The sequence below is a fragment of the Pedobacter sp. genome, assembly GCF_965279535.1.
Lineage (GTDB): Bacteria > Bacteroidota > Bacteroidia > Sphingobacteriales > Sphingobacteriaceae > Pedobacter.
In genome coordinates, this window is the sequence record NZ_OZ257244.1 from 246,954 (window position 1) to 267,508 (window position 20,555).

At 43.7% G+C, this 20,555-nt stretch carries 1 protein-coding gene; it reads left to right on the forward strand.

What is annotated here, in order from left to right; all coding sequences use genetic code 11:
* Nucleotides 1-184: 184 nt before the first annotated feature.
* Entirely contained in the window at nt 185-20,542 is a 20,358-nt protein-coding gene (locus ACQY77_RS00855; RefSeq protein ID WP_421939882.1) for a Calx-beta domain-containing protein, read from the forward strand.
* The last annotated feature ends 13 nt before the right edge of the window (nt 20,543-20,555 follow it).

Consider the following 20,555-nt stretch of genomic DNA (forward strand, 5'->3'; position numbering starts at 1 on the left):
ATAACCGTATAAACACACTTTTTAAATGTACTAATACGTGTTTAGAGCTTATTGGAATGCTTTTTTTGAATGGGGGGGCTTGGTGGTTTATGGATTCAATGCCGTAATTTGTCTAGGATTCTGTATTTGTATCAATACACAGTTTTTATACAGAATTCAGCTTTGTATTCTTATCGCCCCTTTTATGAAAAAACGTTTACGCTTTCTATTCCCCATTTCAGGGATTTTTTCTGCCGCTCCCTACATAACGAAAAATTTCAAATCTTATTGCTTTAAAAGCTTAATGCTTGTCGCTTTGCTTATGATAGGCAATGTCGAATTATTGCATGCAGACGGTAGTAAGGATTTATATCCATCAGGAGTAGCAGGAAAAAGGGCGTATTTATACAGTAATGATTATACCGCTGGAGGAACAACAATTAATTCATGGCCATTTAAAACTTTAGGCACGCACTATGTTTACGCTGCATCAGGAGAAAGGTTAGCATTAGCATTTAGTTCTGCAGGTTTGGGTAATGCAGCCATCAGGTTAACTTCACCCACTGGAACAGTTTCTACAGTTACTACCTCAACTTTGGTTGGAAGGATAGGAAGCAGGGCAGCGGAGTTGGCAGGTCCTAAGCTTTCAGCGACGGATATTACGCTCAACAGGTATCTGCCTGCTTATGTAAACATTACAGTTACCGGGATTTATAAAGTTGAGTTTTTACCTGCAGGTGATGCTTCGAGCACTGCCTTAACTGGTGATGATACGGCAGACGCAGATGATGATGCGAATGTGGATTGGGCTACCCCCACAACAGCAAATAGTAATAATTTAATTTCGGCCTGGGATGTAACGGTAATTAACACGGCCGGTAATGGATTTATACCAGGAAGGGTTTACGTTAACGTGCTCAACCTCTTTGTGGATAATACACAATTTAACAATGGCTTTTTTGGTACAGCCTACGTACTTACTAAAAATGGAAGAGCTTACCGGGTAAAAGCAAACGGGATTCATGGTGCAGGTTTTACCTTCTTTGCCAATAACAAGGGGGTTGTAAACGCAGCTGGGGTACCCACCTTTAAGAGTTTAAACTCTTCTGATCGGGCAACAGTTAGTGCGGCCATTAAAGATCCAACTACTCAGGATATAAGCAGCCCTTCGATTCAGATCACACACAAAATATTTTATGCCAGGCCGGCGGCTGATCTTCCCATAACAGATCAGAATGTTACCATTGGCTCAACACCCACTACAACCTGGTTGAAAAAAACCGCCACCAGTCCGATTATTTCCAGTGTAAGTTTAACCGGAGCTGAAGGTACCTCAAGTAAGGCAGGTCAGAAGGGTGGAACCATTTCATTTAACTCAACCGAGAATGGTACTTACGAGGTAACTATCCCGGCCCCTGTACCAAGAGTACTCCGGGGAGATGCTAATGCAGGAGCAAATAACGTAGTTTGGGATGGTAAGGACGGAGCTGGTAATGTATTGCCGGCCGGTACGGTTATCAGCAGCATCAGTGTTAAGCTATATGCAGCAGAGGTGCATTTTCCATTCATCGATATGGAGATCAATCCCAATGGTATTAATGTTGAACTTACTGAGAATACAACCAGTTACAATGTGCAGGCAGGTAGTTCAGATCCAGGAACTTATAACAATGTGGTTTATTGGGATGATTCTACGATTTCCGGGGCGGGTACATTGGCAAGAAGTTCAAATCCTTCGGTACAAACAACCGGTGTATCATCACTTAGTAACGGTCATAAATGGGGAGGTTATGTAAGCGGCCAGGGCTCACAAGGTTCTTCGTCCAATAGCGGATCAGGGGTTTATGATTTCGGTAACGAAAAAACCCTGGATACCTATGCCTATATTACAGCAACTCCGGTTACGCAGCCGGTGAGCATCAATATCGCAGTAGCGGATTTAAAAACTACCAGTATAACGCCTTCATTTACTGCTCCGGTAACGATTGGAAGTACCGTAACTTATACGGTGGTAGTAGAAAATGTAAATAATACTTCAATCGGAAGTACGAGTGCTGTTACAGGTGCAGGTTTTACTTTTACGGCACCTGCCGGATTTACAATTACTTCTGCAAATATAACTTCTACCACAGGTACTGTAACACAACAAAGCGGGGCAACCAATTCGGGTACGGTTTTTAGCTCCAGACTGGATATGAGTAGCGGATCAAAAGCCACTTATACCATTGTAGGTACTGTAGGAACAGCCCTGGCAGGTAAAAATATAGCGGTTGAAGCAAGTATGCTTCGTCCGGCTGATACCACGGATCCAGATGCGACAGACCCAACTACAGCGGGTACACCAACCGATCCGCATCAGGAATGTAAAAACGGAACAGCAAACGAGGTTTGTAATAACATCGTTAACAACAGTGGGGTCGCGGTAAGTAACTATGCCAGTATTGTGGCGAGCAGTCCAAATGCGGCTGAACCAGCCACAAATGGTGCATTTACCATCAGTATTCAAAATGCAAGTACAAATGCAACTGTTGTAAGTTATGCGGTTTCGGGTTCGGCAACTTCCGGAACCGATTATACGGCTTTAACAGGTACTGCTACCATTCCTGCAGGAAGTACTTCGGTAGTTGTTCCGGTAACGGTAATTAACGATCAGGTTGTTGAAGGTAATGAAACGCTTGTATTAACCTTAACATCAGCTACAAATGGCGTTACCATTACACCAACACCCGCAAATTCAACTGCAACAGTTAATATTGCTGATGATGATCAGGCTACAGTAAGTGTGGCCGTAACCACCAATGCCGCGGAGCCTTCAACCAATGGGGTGTTTACTTTCACAATGAGTAAAGCCAGTGCTACCGCTACAACCATAAATTATACCATTGGGGGAATAGCAACAAGTGGAACGGATTATACTGCTTTGCCTACTTCAGTTATTATCCCTGCAGGGGCAACTACTGCAACGGTTAGTGTTCCGGTAATTGATGACAATTTGATAGAGGGTACGGAAACAGTGACGCTAACCATGACAGCTGCTACAAGTAATGCAGGAATTACAGCAAGTACTACTCCTGTGAGCATGAATATTGCCGATGATGATGTGGCTTCGGTAACAGTTGTAGCTACCAGTAATGCAGGAGAGCCAGCTACAAACGGGCTGTTTACTTTCACCTTAAGTAAAGCCAGTGCTACAGCTACAACTGTTAATTATACCGTAAGTGGAAGTGCCATTAGTGGAACAGATTATACCTCTATCGGAACTGCTGTTGTTATTCCGGCAGGAGCAACTACGGCTACCGTAGCTGTTCCGGTAATCAACGATCAGATTGTTGAAGGCACTGAAACAGTTATTTTAACGATGGCTGCTGCCACTAATAATGCCGCAATTACTGCAAATACTACACCAGTAACCCTGAATATTACGGATGATGACACGGCGACGATTACGGTTGCGGTTACCGATGGGACAGAACCCTCAGGGAATGGCGCCTTTACCTTTACCTTGAGCAAAGCGAGTGCTACACCAACAACCGTAAACTTTACCGTTAGCGGAACGGCCACGAATGGAACAGATTATGCCAGTATAGGTACTTCGGTGGTAATCCCCGCAGGAAGCACTACTGCAACGATACCGGTTACAATAACTGATGATCAACTCATAGAAGGAGCAGAGAATGTGGTTTTAACTTTTAGTGCTGCCACAAATAACCCTGGTATTAGCGTAACGCCAGCTACAGCTACGGTGAATATTGCTGATAATGATACAGCCACAATTACCGTTGTGGCTACTACCAATGCTGCTGAGCCAGGTACAAATGGTTTATTCACTTTTACCATGAGTAAAGCCAGTACTACCGCAACTACAGTTAATTTTACGGTAAGCGGTTCTGCCATCAGTGGTACAGATTATTCTGCTATTGGTACTTCGGTAACCATCCCGGCAGGAGCAACTTCTGCAACACTTGCTGTTCCAGTGATTAATGATCAAATCGTGGAAGGGACGGAAACCGTGATTCTTGCGATGGCTGCAGCTACCAATAATACGGCAATTACGGCAAGTACCAGCGCTGTAACATTAAATATTGCCGATGATGATGTATCGGTCATAACCGTTGCCGCAACTACCAATGGAGCTGAACCCTCAACCAATGGCCAGTTCACATTTACTTTAAGTAAAGCCAGTGCAACAGCCACAACGGTTAATTTTGTAGTAAGCGGAAGCGCTACCAGTGGAGCTGATTACACCGCTTTGGGCACCAGTATTGTTATTCCTGCAGGAGCAACTACTGCTACCTTGAATGTCCCGGTATTGGATGATAACATTGCTGAATCTACTGAGACAGTAATATTAACCATGGCCGCCTCAACAAGCAATACTTTGATTACGGCAAGTACCAGTCCTGCAACTGTAAATATAAGCGATAATGATACTTCGATTGCCAGCATTGCCCTTGGTATTAATGGGAGTGAAGCTGGTCCGGTTAATGGAACTTTTACCGTTACCTTAAGTAATCCTGCTGCAACAGATACACAAATTACCTATACGTTAGCTGGCAGTGCAACAGAAGGAAGTGATTACACCAATATTGCTGTTAAAACGGTTACAATATTGGCCGGACAAACAACAGCAGTAATCACCATACCAGTTAATGCTGATAACCTGGTTGAGGGAGCAGAAACCGTAATTGCTACATTAGGCGCTTCAAACAACCCATTGGTTTCGGTAAACAATACTGCCGCAAGCCTGAATATTGCCGATAATACAACAGCCACTGTAACGGTAGCAGCCACTACAAGTGCTGCTGAACCTGCTACCAATGGCTTATTTACATTTACTTTAAGCAACGCTTCTACCTCGCCAACAACGATCAACTTCATTGTAGGTGGGACTGCGGCGAGTGGAACAGATTATACTTCAATCGGAACCAGTATTGTAATACCAGCTGAAGCTACCAGTGCTACTTTATCTGTACCTGTAAAAGATGATAATTTAGTAGAAGGTAACGAAACGGTCATTTTAACAATGGCTGCAGCTACAAGCAATACATCCATCACGGCAAGCACTACAGCAGCAACTTTAAATATTGCTGATAATGATACTGCAACAGCAAGTATTGCATTGGGTCAAAACGGAAATGAGAATGGCCCGGTAAATGGAACGTTTATAGTTTCTTTAAGTAATCCAGTGTCGGTAGATACCCAAATTACATTTACATTGGCAGGCACAGCAACTGAAGCTAGCGACTATACAACGGTAAGTCCAAAAACAGTAACCATCCCGGCCGGGCAAACCTCAGCTACCATTACGATTCCGGTGTTAACAGATGCCATTAGTGAGAATACAGAAACGGTTATTGCTACGTTGGGTACTGCTAATAATCCATTGGTTTCAGTTAATACTGTAGCAGCCAGCATCAATATTTTAGATGCCAACACCGCGAGTGTAAGCATTTCTGCTGCAACAAGTGTAAATGAGGGCGATGGCACCGTTACCTTTACGGTTACCCTAAACAACGCCGTTCAAAATGCGTTTACTGTAGATTATGCAACCAATAATGGAACAGCTACCGCAGGCTCGGATTATACCTTAACTAACGGAACATTAACTTTTAACGCGGGATCTGCTGCCGGAACAACAAGAACATTTACTGTTCCGGTTATCAATGATAATGTAGCGGAGACGGTAGAAAACTTCAGTGCAACTTTGAGTAACATCACGGGTGGAGTGGTGCTCATATCAAACGCTACGGCATCAGTTAATATTATAGACAACGATGCCGCTACAGCCTCCATTATCGCCGGAACAACAGGTAATGAAGCCGGCCCGGTATCGGGTACATTTACCATTACTTTAAGTAATCCTTCGGCAACAGATACACAGCTTACCTACACTTTGGCAGGAACAGCAACAGAAGGAACGGATTATACTGCCATTGGTACCAAAACGGTAACTATCCCGGCAGGCCAAACTACTGCAACGATTACCATTCCGGTTTTAAATGATGTGATTGTTGAAGGAACCGAAACGGTTACAGCTACTTTAAGTGCTTCCAATAATGCAACTGTTGCCATTAGCAATACACCTGCAACCATCAATATTTTAGATGGCACAAGTTCAGTAGTCACGGTAGCAGCAACTACAAATGGTGCAGAGCCGGCTACATCAGGATTATATACCTTTAACCTCAGCAATGCCTCTGCAACTGCTACTACCATTAATTTTACAGTTGGCGGAACAGCATCCAGCGGAACAGATTATACTTCAATTGGTACTTCAATCATTATCCCGGCGGGTCAGAAAAGCATTACCCTTAGCGTGCCAGTGCTCAATGACGATGTAGCTGAAGGTGTTGAAAATGTAATTCTAAGCCTTACCTCAACCAATAACAGCGCCATTACAGTAAACAACACACCAGCGTCTATTGATATTATTGATGATGATGCAGCCACTGTAGCCCTAAACAATGTAACGGTAAATGAAAGTGCCGGTACAGCTACTTTTACGGTTACACTAACAGGCAATGTACAAAATACATTCTCGGTAAACTATGCTTCGGCCAACGGTACCGCTTTGGCAGGATCAGACTATACCGCAACTACGGGGGTTGTCACTTTTCCGGCTGGGTCCGTAAATGGCGCGACGCAAACTTTCACTGTTCCCATCTTAAACGATAATATTGCTGAACCTACAGAAACTTTCACGGTTAACTTAACTGGGGTTAGTGCAGGGGCAGCAGTTACCATTCCGGCAGTTGGTGCAACAGGAACTGCTACTATCAATGATAATGATGTAGCAAGTGTGGCCATCAATAGTATAACAGCTGCAGAAAATGTTGGCAATATGGTATTTACGGTAACCCTTAGCGGGAATAGCCAGGAACCTATTGTCCTTAACTACACTACTTCAGATGATACTGCAATTGCAGGAAGTGATTATACCGCAAAAACGGGAACCATTACTTTCCCTGCGGGATCAGTGAATGGGGCAACACAAACCATTTCGGTAGTGATTCTTGATGATAATGTTAGAGAAGCGACAGAGAACTTAAAAGTTACCCTAAGTGGGGCGCTAAGCCCGATTACCCTTTCGCAGGCAGAAGGTATCGGAACCATCACAGATAATGATGCCGCAACAGTAAGCATTACTGCTACGCCTGCTTCAGTAAACGAAGGAGCCGGAAACGCTACTTTTACAGTAACCTTAACCGGTGCAGTTCAAAGTGCATTTACTGTTGATTATAGCACATTTAGTGGAACAGCCTTATCTGGTACTGATTTTACTTCTGCGACTGGAACCATTACGTTTCCGGCAGGATCAACATCAGGAACTGCGCTAACCTTTAATGTTCCTATCACAGACGATAACTTATTGGAATCTGCTGAAACCTTTTCTGGTACAATCAGTAATGTTTCGGGCGGATTGGTAACCATTGCTAATGCCACCTCGGTAGCTACCGTTAATGATAACGATACGGCCGTTGCCGCTATTACACCTGGAGTTGCAGGCAACGAAAATGGACCAGTGAATGGAACATTCACCATAACAATAAGCAACCCATCTGCTACAGATACACACGTTACGTATACTTTAGCGGGAACTGCCACTGAAGGCAGCGACTACAGTAGCATCACTACCAAAACCGTAACTATACCAGCGGGTCAAACTTCTGCAACCATTACCATTCCCGTTCTGGCAGATGCCATTTTGGAGGGAGCAGAAACCGTAATAGCCACTTTAAGTACTTCTGATAATCCAGCCGTTACTTTAAATACTACTGCAGCAACAATAAATATCTCAGATAATACTACTGCAACAGTAAGTGTCGTAGCTACAACGGATGGTGCAGAGCCAGCCAACAGCGGATTATTTACTTTTGTTTTAAGCAATGTATCCACAACCAATACGGTTATTAATTTCAGTATAACAGGAACAGCTGCAAGTGGTTCAGATTATACTGCTGTAGGAACTTCGATTACAATACCAGCAGGGCAAACCAGCATTACTTTACCTGTAGCTGTTTTAGACGACAATCTTGCTGAGGGAACTGAAAATGTTATTGTATCCATTAATGGTGTAAGCGGAAATGCCGCAATAACTGCGAATGCAAATCCGGCTTCGATCAATATTGCAGATAATGATACATCTGTGGCCAGTATTGCTCCTGATGTAGCCGGAAATGAAAACGGCCCTGTAAATGGAACTTTTGTGGTAACATTGAGTAACCCTTCTTCCAATCCAACTACCATAACGTATACGTTAGCGGGTACCGCAAGTGAGGGAAGTGATTATGGAAGCATCATCACCAAAACCATTACCATTCCGGCTGGTCAAACTACCGGAACCATTATTATTCCGGTAAGTAGCGATGCAGCAGTAGAAGGTACAGAAAACGTTATTGCGACATTAGGCACTTCAAATAATCCGCTGGTAACTGTAAATAATACAGCGGCAACCATCAATATATTAGATAATAATAGTGCTACTGTAAGTATTTCTGCCGGGGCATCCATTAATGAAAATGTGGGTACAGCAGTTTTTACAGTAACCTTAAGTACGGCTGTACAGAATGGCTTTACGGTTAATTATGCAACAGCTAATGGAACGGCACTGGCCGGAACAGATTTTACGGCTACAAGCGGTATTTTAACCTTTCCGGCTGGATCTCCTGCGGGCACAACATTAACTTTTGAAGTGCCGGTAAATGACGATAATCTGGTGGAGGCAACAGAAACATTTAGTGCATCACTATCGAACGTTACGGGTGGGCTGGTAACCATTGCAACAGCAACGGCTCCGGTGTCTATCGTTGATAATGATACTTCGGTTGCATCCATAGCGCCTGGTATTAATGGTAATGAAACTGGACCAGTTAATGGTACTTTTATAATTAGCCTAAGTAATCCATCTTCAACCGATACGCAAATTACCTTCAGCAGAAGTACGGCTTCAACAGCAACTGAAGGAGTAGATCATCAAACGCTGGCCAGTCAGACTGTAATTATTCCGGCAGGGCAAACAAATGCTACCATAACCATTCCGGTAATCCAGGATGCGATTGCAGAAACAACGGAAACTGTAATCTTAGCGCTGTCTTCAACCAATAATCCTCAAATCACCGTAAATAATACAGAAGCGACCATAAATATTTTAGATGCCAACTCGGCAAGTGTAAGCGTTTCTGCCATAACCGTAAATGAAGGTGATGGAACTGCCACATTTACGGTTACGCTTAATAATGCTGCGCAAGATGCTTTTACAGTTGATTATACTTTTGCAAATGGCACGGCAATTTCCGGACAGGATTTTACAGGGGCTTCGGGATCTGTAAGTTTTCCTGCAAATGCGGCAGCCGGAACCACACGTACTTTCACCGTAACAATTAATGATGATAATATTGCAGAAACTACTGAAACCTTTACTGCAACTTTAAGCAATATCAGTTCAAGTGTGGTAGTGATCAGCAATGCAACTGCTACTGCGTCTATAACCGATAACGATACTTCTGTAGCTTCAATCGCTGTTACTACCCAGGGAACAGAAAATGGCCCTGTAAATGGAGTGTTTACGGTAACTTTGAGCAATCCTTCTTCATCGGATACCCAAATTACCTATACCTTAAATGGTACAGCAATTGAAGGATCAGATTACACTGCAATTGTTACGAAAACCATCACCATTCCTGCCGGATTAACCTCAGGAACGATTGAAATTCCGGTATTAACAGATAATTTAGTAGAAGGTATTGAAAATGTTGTGGCCACACTTACCGCTTCGGGTAATCCCCTGGTAACCATAAGCAATACCCCAGCTACATTAAATATCGCAGATAATACAACCGCCACTGTAACGGTCGCTGCAACCACAAATGGTGCAGAGCCAACTACACCTGGGCAGTTTACTTTTACTTTAAGCAATGCTTCGGCAACCGATACCCAGATTAGCTTTACCCTTGCAGGAACAGCAACAAGCGGAGTAGATTATACTGCTATTGGTACAACTATCACCATCCCGGCGGGTCAAACTACCTCTACGCTGTTTGTCCCTGTAATTGATGATGCCATTGCTGAGGGAACTGAAACAGTTATTTTAACCATGAACGCGGCAACAAATAACGCAGCTATAACCGCTTCAACCACGGCTGCAACTGTTGAAATTATAGATAATGATGCAGCTACAGTAAGCATTGCTGCGGGTAACCAGGGTGATGAGAATGGCCCGATTAACGGAAGCTTTACTGTAACGTTAAGTACGCCTTCATCTGTAGATACTCAGATAAGCTATACCTTAACCGGTACTGCAACTGAGGGTAGTGACTACAATACCATTGTAACCAAGACCATAACCATACCAGCAGGACAAACGGTAGGTGCCATTATTATTCCGGTAAAAACCGACGCTGTTGTGGAGCAACCAGAATCTGTAATTGCAACTTTAACGGTGTCAAATAATCCATTGGTAACCGTTGATACTGCACCGGCAACCATTTCTATAGCCGATAATACTACTGCAACCGTAACAGCAACAGCAACCTTGGCTGCGGCAGAACCCGGTACAGCAGGACAATTTACTTTTACATTAAGCAATTCTTCAACAACTGATACGCAAATTACCTATTCAATTAACGGTACTGCAACAAGTGGAAGTGATTATGCAACGATAGGAGCCACGGTAACCATCCCTGCTGGTCAAACTACTGTAAACGTGCCGGTTCCTGTGCTGAACGATAATTTGGTTGAAGGCACAGAGACCATCGTATTGACTATGGTATCGGCTACAAATAATCCAGCCATTACAGCTGGTACCACTCCGGTAACCCTTAACCTCAGTGATGATGATACAGCAATTGCCACCATCACCTCGGGTGTAAACGGAACTGAAAATGGTCCGGCTAACGGAACCTTTGTGGTAACACTTAACAACCCTTCTGCCACAGATACTGAACTTACTTTTACATTGGCCGGAACTGGAACAGAAGGTACGGATTATACGAATGTGGTAATCAAAACTGTAATTATCCCGGCAGGGCAGACAACAGCTACCATTAATATTCCGGTATTAAGCGATGCCGTTATCGAAGGCGATGAAACGGTTATTGCCACTTTAACAGCTTCCAATAATCCATTAATTACGGTTAATAACACAGCTTCAACAATTACCATTACCGATAATACCCAGGCAACAGTAACAGTGGTATCGGCAGCAAATGGTGCCGAACCAGGTACTGCAGGCCGCTTCATTTTTACTTTAAGCAATCCGGCAACTACAAATACCCAAATTACTTATAATGTGACGGGTACAGCCAGTGCCGGGGCTGATTATACTTCAATTGGTACAACTGTAACGATTCCTGCTGGTCAAACTTCTGTGAGTGTCGATGTACCTGTTTTGGATGATGATACAGTAGAAGGTCCTGAAACGGTAATTTTAACTATGGCTGCAGCAACCAGCAACACTGCAATAACTGCTTCAACAACACCTGAAACTGTAAATATTTCTGATAACGACCTGGCGGTAGCTACGGTTACAGCGGGCACAAATGGAGATGAAAACGGACCGGTTAACGGAACGTTTACAGTAAATCTTACACATCCGTCGTCTACCGATACACAAGTTACTTATAGCCTGGCAGGATCAGCCACTGAGGGCGTAGACTATAGTAGTATTACAGCTAAAACGATAACCATACCAGCTGGCTCAACAAGTGCAACCATTACTATTCCAGTACTGGCAGATGCCGTGGTTGAAGGTGTTGAAACAGTTAGGGTAACGCTGCTGAGCACCAACAATACTGCCATTACGGTTGACAATACACCTGCAAGTATTAATATATCTGATAACAATTCTGCTACTGTAAGTATAAGTACTTTACCAACCATTAATGAGGGTGCAGGTACTGCAACATTTACCGTAACGTTAAACAATGCTGTTCAGGCACCATTTAGCGTAGATTATACCACCACTAATGGTACAGCAACCGCTGGATTAGATTTTACTGCATCAACCGGAACACTTACTTTTCCAGCCAATTCTACTGCCGGATCAGTATTAACCTTCAGCGTACCGGTGATTGACGATAACCTGGTAGAACCAACTGAGAATTTCTCTGCGGGTTTAAGTAACATTCAGGGAGGTTTGGTAACCATTGCAACCGCTACAGCAACGGTAGCCATTAACGATAATGATACTTCTACAGCTTCAATTAAAGCGGGCTCAAACGGAAATGAAACAGGACCTGCTGATGGTACTTTCATTGTAGAATTAACCAACCCGTCATCAACAGATACGCAGATCAATTATACTTTAGGTGGTTCTGCAACTGAAGGAACGGATTACACGATCATTAATACAAAAACAGTTACCATCCCGGCCGGACAAACCTCTGCTACCATTAATATCCCTGTACTGGTGGATGCCGTGGCAGAAAGTACTGAAACGGTTATTGCAACCTTAAGTACTTCAAGCAATCCGTTAATTAATATAAATAATGCAGCGGCAAGTATCAATGTTATCGACGCCAATACTGCAAACGTAAGTATTTCGATCAGTGCCCCGAGTGTGGGTGAGGGTGTAGGCACGGTTAGTTTGTCGGTAGTGTTAAATATTGCCGTACAGAATAGCTTTACAGTAGATTATACGACGGTAAATGGTACCGCTCTTGCCGGATTAGACTACACCGCAACAAGCGGAACATTAACTTTCCCGGCAAACTCTCCTGCAGGAACAACACTTATAGTAAACATTCCGATTATCGACGATCAGCTTGTAGAGAAGTCAGAATCATTTTCTGCCGGATTAAGCAATGTTCAGGGAGCAGATGTGGCCATTGGTACCAGCCCCGCTATTGTAACCATCGCTGATAATGATAATTCATTAGCAAGTATTACACCAGCTGGCGATGGCAGTGAAAACGGGCTGGTAAATGGCAGGTTCAATATTACATTGACCAATCCTTCTGCTACACCAACTACATTAACCTTCACATTAGCCGGTACAGCAACAGAAAGTACGGACTACAGTGCCATTAATAAAACAATTGTTATCCCGGCAGGGGAAACAACTGCTACCATCAGTATTCCGGTGCTTGAAGATGCATTGGCAGAAGGAACAGAAACGGTAATTGCTACATTAACCGCATCTGATAATCCTGCTATTTTAGTATCAGGTTCTCCTGCAACGATTAATATTATTGATGAGGATATCGCTACATTGAGCATTGCCACCAATCCGGTGATTAATGAAGATGCCGGAACAGTAACCTTTACCGTAACGCTTAATCACGGCGTTCAAAATGGCTTTACCGTAGACTATGCTACAATAGATGGAACTGCTACCGCAGGAGCTGATTATACAGCAACCAGTGGTACCTTAAGTTTTCCGGCAAATTCAGCAGCCGGAACCAGTCTGTCGTTCACAGTAAGCATTAACGACGATAACTTAGTTGAAGTGGCAGAACAGTTCACTGCAGCACTGAGTGATGTTACCGGAGGGATCGTAACTATTGGAACTTCTCCTGCAACGGTAAATATTACCGATAACGATAACGCAGTGGTAAGTATCCTGGCTGCCACAGACGGCAATGAAGATGTACCTGTAAATGGAACATTCACTGTTAAAATGACAAATCCGTCAGCTACCGATACACATGTAACTTTCAGCCTGGCTGGAACGGCTAGCGAGGGAAGCGATTTTACCACAATTTCAAAAACCATTACCATCCCTGCCGGACAAACTTCTGTTACGTTAAATATTCCGGTATTGGCAGATGAGGTAGTGGAGGGAACTGAAACTGTTGTTGCTACATTGTTGGGCACGGATAACGCCAGGGTGAGTGTTAACAATAGCCCTGCAAGCATCAATATTTTAGATGATAACTCGGTATCAGTTACCATTTCGGTAACCACAGTAAGTGTAGATGAGGCTGCAGGAACAGCAACCTTTAAAGTAACCTTGAGTGGTGCAGTACAAAATGCATTCAGTGTAGATTACACCACCGCCGATATTACCGCAATTGCTGGTTCAGATTATACCAAAACCAGTGGTACGTTGAACTTCCCTGCAGGTTCTGCAGCAGGCGCAAGCTTAACCTTTACCGTACCGATTATTGATGATAATGTGGCCGAGACTACAGAGACCTTTAATGCCATTATTGCAAATGTAACTGGTGGCCTGGTTAAAATTGGAAATGGAACAGCTACTTTAACCATCACCGATAATGATCCTGCGGTGGCAAGTATAACAGCCGGTACAACAGGAAATGAAAACGGTCCGGTAGCCGGAACTTTCGTAATCACTTTAAGTAATCCGGCAGCTACTGATACCCAGTTAACTTATAGTTTAACAGGAACTGCAGCAGAAGGAAGCGATTATACGCCTATCACGACCAAAACAGTAGTGATACCGGCCGGGCAGACTACCACTACTATTACTATTCCAGTTATTGCAGATAATACCATTGAACCAACTGAAACCGTAATCGCTAGTCTGACGACTTCTAATAACGGAACAGTTTCAGTAAATAATACCCCTGCAACCATTAATATACTGGATAATACAAGTGGAATAGTAACGGTTACCGCTACTACCGATGGGTCGGAACCTGGCACAGCCGGATTGTTTACCTTTAGCATTAATAATGCCTCAACTGCTGATACGCGCCTTACCTTTAGCGTAACAGGTACTGCGACCAGTGGCGTAGATTATACCGTTTTACCATCTACAATAGTTATTCCAGCTGGACAAACCTCAGTTACTTTAGCTGTTCCGGTATTGAATGATAACATTGTAGAGGGAAGTGAAACGGTCATCATTACTTTAGATCCAGCTACCGATAATGCAGCGATTTCTGCAAGTACAACGCCTGCTAAAGTTAATATTATTGATAATGGCTCTTCAATCGCCACCATTGCAGCAGTAAATGACGGGGCAGAAGCAGGGCCGGTTGCGGGTGTATTTAGGGTTACCTTAACTGCGCCATCGGCTACTGATACTCAAATTACGTACGCCTTAACAGGAAGTGCAACTGAGGGAACCGATTACAGTACAATTGTAACCAAAGTGGTAACCATCCCGGCTGGTCAAACCTCGGTTACATTTAACATCCCGGTATTGGCAGATGCAGTTGTAGAAGGAGTTGAAAATGTTGTAGCAACTTTAGTATCGGTAAATAATCCATTAATTGCGGTGAGTAATGTCCCTGTAACGATTAATATTACCGATAATAATACAGCTTCAGTGAGTATATCTGCCGCTCCAACAGTTAATGAAGGTGCCGGAAACATCACCTATTCCGTAACATTGAATGCAGCGGTTCAAAATGTTTTCACTGTAGATTATGCCACAGTGAATGGTACAGCTTTATCAGGCAGTGATTATACCGCAAAATCGGGTACATTGCAATTCCCAGCTGGTGCCATAGCCGGTACAGTTTTAACCTTTACGGTTGATGTTATAGATGATGGTCTGGTAGAAGGAGATGAGAATTATACCGCAGGCATTAATAATGTAACCGGTGGTTTGGTAACTATTGCTACATCAGGTGTAACAACAACAATAGTAGATAACGATCAGACAACGGCTACCGTTATTGCTGCATTAGATGGAAAAGAAAACGGTCCGGTTAACGGAACTTTTACCATTAATCTAAGTAATCCGGCTGCAACAGATACGCAACTTACCTTCACTTTAACGGGTACAGCAACTGAAGGAGCAGATTACACAGCAGTAACACCTAAAACAATTGTAATCCCGGCAGGTCAAACTGCTGCAACGATAAGTATACCTGTACTGGCTGATGGAGCAATTGAAGGAAATGAAACGGTAATAGCTACCTTAACAGCCTCAACCAATCCATTGGTTACAGTAAGTAACACACCTGCTGCGATTAATATTGTAGATAACAGTACAGCCACAGTTACGGTAACGGCAACTGCTAATGGGGCTGAACCTAATACACCAGGTCAATTTACCTTTACCTTAAGTACTGTATCCAATGTAGACACCAAAGTAACCTTCAGCATTTCTGGTACCGCTACTACCGGGGCAGATTATAGCGGATTACCTGCCACCATTACAATCCCGGCTGGTCAAACAACATATACTTTAGCTGTGCCGGTACTGGATGATAATTTAGCCGAGCCTACTGAAACAGTGGTGTTAACAATGGATGCACCAACTGACAATCCTTTAATTACTGCAAGTTCTATTCCTGCAACAGTGAACATTACAGATAACCGTTCACCTGTCGCTACAACTGCTCCACTTACTGTAAATGAGGATAATGCAGGTAATGGAACAGTTACTGCAAGTGATCCGGATGGTGACCCGCTAACTTATACGGTAACTACACCGCCAGGGCATGGAACAGTAATTGTAAATCCTGATGGTACTTATACGTATACCCCGGTTGCCAATTTTAACGGAACCGATATATTTACAGTTACAGTGAGCGATGGCAAAGGCGGAGCAACTACGGTAACTATAAACGTCACCGTTAATGCACTAAATGATTTGCCGGTTGCTACTTCACCAGCTATAATAACCACACAGGATACGCCGGTAAATGGTGCGGTTACGGCAAGCGATGTAGACGGTGACTCATTAACCTTTACTGTAACTACGGCACCGGCACATGGATCTGTTGTAGTTAATCCTGATGGAACATATACTTACACTCCAGTTGCGGGTTATGTTGGAACAGATACTTTCAGCATAACCGTAAATGATGGTAATGGCGGAACAGTGCAGGTACCGATTTCGGTAACCGTTACCAACGTAAACGATGAGCCTATAGCAAGTGCTCCTTCCGTTACTACAGCTGAGGATACGTTTGTAAATGGAACAATTACAGCAACTGATGCTGATGGAGATCCGTTAACTTTTACACTAACTGTTATACCTGCACATGGTACGGTGGTTGTAAATGCCGATGGAACCTATACCTACACACCAGACCCCAACTACAACGGAACAGATGTATTTACAGTAAGTGTGAATGACGGAAATGGTGGTATAGTTGCGGTAACCATTAATGTAACCGTTACGCCGGTAAATGATATTCCTGTCGCTACTGCTGCTGCTATTACTACCGCTCAGGATACGCCTGTAAACGGAACAGTTACAGCAAGTGATGTAGATGGCGATGCGTTAAGCTTTACCTTAACCACACCGCCTGCACATGGTACAGTGGTGGTAAATGCCAATGGAACCTATACCTACACACCAACCCCAGGCTATGTGGGTAATGATACTTTTACCATTACCGTAAGTGATGGCAAGGGAGGTACGGTTACGGTAACTATTCCGGTAACGATAACAGACGTTAATGATGCACCTGTGGCTACTGCTCCGGCATTGACCACCGCAGAAGATACTCCGGCAAACGGAACAATAACCGCAACAGATGCTGATGGCGATCCGTTAACCTTTACGGTAACTACCGCTCCGGCCAACGGAACAGTAACCGTTAATGCAGATGGAACCTATACTTATACACCAAATGCCAACTACAACGGAACGGATGTATTTACAGTAACAGTAAGTGATGGTAAAGGTGGAACAACTACAGTAACCATCAACGTTACCGTTACACCAGTGAATGATGCCCCGGTAGCAACTGCACCTGCAATTGCAACACCTCAAAATGCTCCGGTAAACGGAACAGTTACAGCAAATGATGTAGATGGCGATGCGTTAAGCTTTACACTAACCACACCGCCTGCACATGGTACAGTGGTGGTAAATGCCGATGGAACTTATACCTACACCCCAACACCAGGCTTTGTGGGTAATGATACTTTTACCATTACCGTAAGTGATGGCAAGGGAGGTACGGTTACGGTAACCATTCCGGTAACGATAACAAACGTTAATGATGCACCTGTGGCTACTGCTCCGGCATTGACCACCACAGAAGATACTCCGGCGAACGGAACAATAACCGCAACAGATGCTGATGGTGATCTGTTAACCTTTACGGTAACCACTGCTCCGGCCAACGGAACAGTAACCGTTAATACAGATGGAACCTATACCTACACACCAAATGCCAACTACAACGGAACGGATGTATTTACAGTAAGTGTGAATGACGGAAATGGTGGTATAGTTGCGGTAACCATTAATGTAACCGTTACGCCGGTAAATGATATTCCTGTCGCTACTGCTGCTGCTATTACTACCGCTCAGGATACGCCTGTAAACGGAACAGTTACAGCAAGTGATGTAGATGGCGATGCGTTAAGCTTTACCTTAACCACACCGCCTGCACATGGTACAGTGGTGGTAAATGCCAATGGAACCTATACCTACACACCAACCCCAGGCTATGTGGGTAATGATACTTTTACCATTACCGTAAGTGATGGCAAGGGAGGTACGGTTACGGTAACTATTCCGGTAACGATAACAGACGTTAATGATGCACCTGTGGCTACTGCTCCGGCATTGACCACCGCAGAAGATACTCCGGCAAACGGAACAATAACCGCAACAGATGCTGATGGCGATCCGTTAACCTTTACGGTAACTACCGCTCCGGCCAACGGAACAGTAACCGTTAATGCAGATGGAACCTATACTTATACACCAAATGCCAACTACAACGGAACGGATGTATTTACAGTAACAGTAAGTGATGGTAAAGGTGGAACAACTACAGTAACCATCAACGTTACCGTTACACCAGTGAATGATGCCCCGGTAGCAACTGCACCTGCAATTGCAACACCTCAAAATGCTCCGGTAAATGGATCAGTTACGGCAAGCGATGTAGATGGTGATGCGTTAAGCTTTACCTTAACCACACCACCTGCACATGGTACAGTGGTGGTAAATGCCAATGGAAGCTATACTTATACGCCAACAGCCGGCTATGTAGGTGCAGATACTTTCACTGTAACGGTATCTGATGGTAAAGGAGGAGTGGTAACGGTAACCATTCCGGTTAACGTTACTTTAATACCAGCGGCATCAATGAGTTTAACGAAAGTTAGTACCAATACGGTGAGCAAAGAAGGTGATGTAATCAACTATAACATAGTGGTAACCAATACCGGAAATGTAACTTTAACCAATGTTACTGTGGCCGATCCGGGAGCCGACGCAGGATCAATCATTCCGGCAGGTATTGCCACTTTAGCGCCTGGTGCCAGTGTTACGGTAACAGCAAAACATACCGTTACTTTAACTGAAGTAAACGCCGGATCGTTCAGCAATCAGGCCAGTGTAACAGCCTTTGATCCTCAAAATGCTGTGGTAAGTAAGCTGAAATCAGATAATCCGAATACACCGGCTGTTGATGATGCTACTGTTACAACAATTGCTCCGGCATCTACCATTACCTTAGTAAAAACAGGTACATTAAGTGCTGACGGTAACAGAATTACTTACAACTTCACGGTAAGAAATACTGGAAATGTAACACTGCATATCATCAAATTAAACGATCCGAAATTAGGATTGAATACCGTAATTCCGGGAACGCTTGCTCCTGGAGCAACAGTAAGTGACACATATGTGTACAACTTAACCCAGGCAGATAAAGATGCAGGAAGCGTAACCAACTCCGCTACCGTAACGGCACAAACACCTGCTAACGTAAGTGTGACTGACATTTCCGGAACAGCTGAAAACAATAACACCGCAACAGTAACCAACCTGGTAGCAAACGGTGCAATTAGTTTAGTTAAAACGGCGGTATTTGCTGGTAATCAGCTTACTTATACCTTTACTATTAAAAACATTGGTGCAGTAACACTGAACAATATTACCCTAACTGATACCAGATTAGGCATTACCAATAAGGCGATTGCTGTAACAGGCGGATTGCTACCGGGTGTGAGTGTTACAGATGTGGAAGTATATACTTTAACCCAGGCCGATAAAGATGCCGGAACGATAACCAATACCGCAACAGTGAATGCTAAAACGGTGGGTGGCGCAAATGTTAGCGATGTTTCAGGTACAGCAGATGCCAACGATACGCCTACCACAACTACCTTCCCTAAATCACCAAGGGCTGTAGATGATGTAACTGAAACACCAGCAAATGCACCAATAACCATTAAGGTACTGGCTAATGATGACCCAGGTAACTCTAACTTTAATACTTTGACTGTAGAAATCATCAGCCAACCTAAAAACGGAACTGTAAGGGTAAATGCCGATGGTACAGTAACCTTCACACCAGCGCCAGGTTTTGTTGGTCAGGATGTGTTTACTTACCGTGTAAGAGACGCTTTTGGTTACTTCACGAATGTGGCTTCGGTAACGCTTAATGCCAACTTAACCGGATTAACCATACCGAACCTGTTTACACCAAATGGTGATGGAACCAACGATGCCTTCGAGATTATCGGATTGAACCAATACCCACAAAATACCCTGCAGATTATTAACCGTTGGGGTAATGAGGTGTTCCATGCAGATGGTTATCAGAATAATTGGACAGGAGAGGGCTTAAATGAAGGCACTTATTATTACCTTCTGCGGATTACTAATCCGAAAACCAAAGAAGTTCAGGTTCTCAAAGGATATATTACATTAATTAGAGCGTTTAAAAACTAGATAAGAGGCTTAA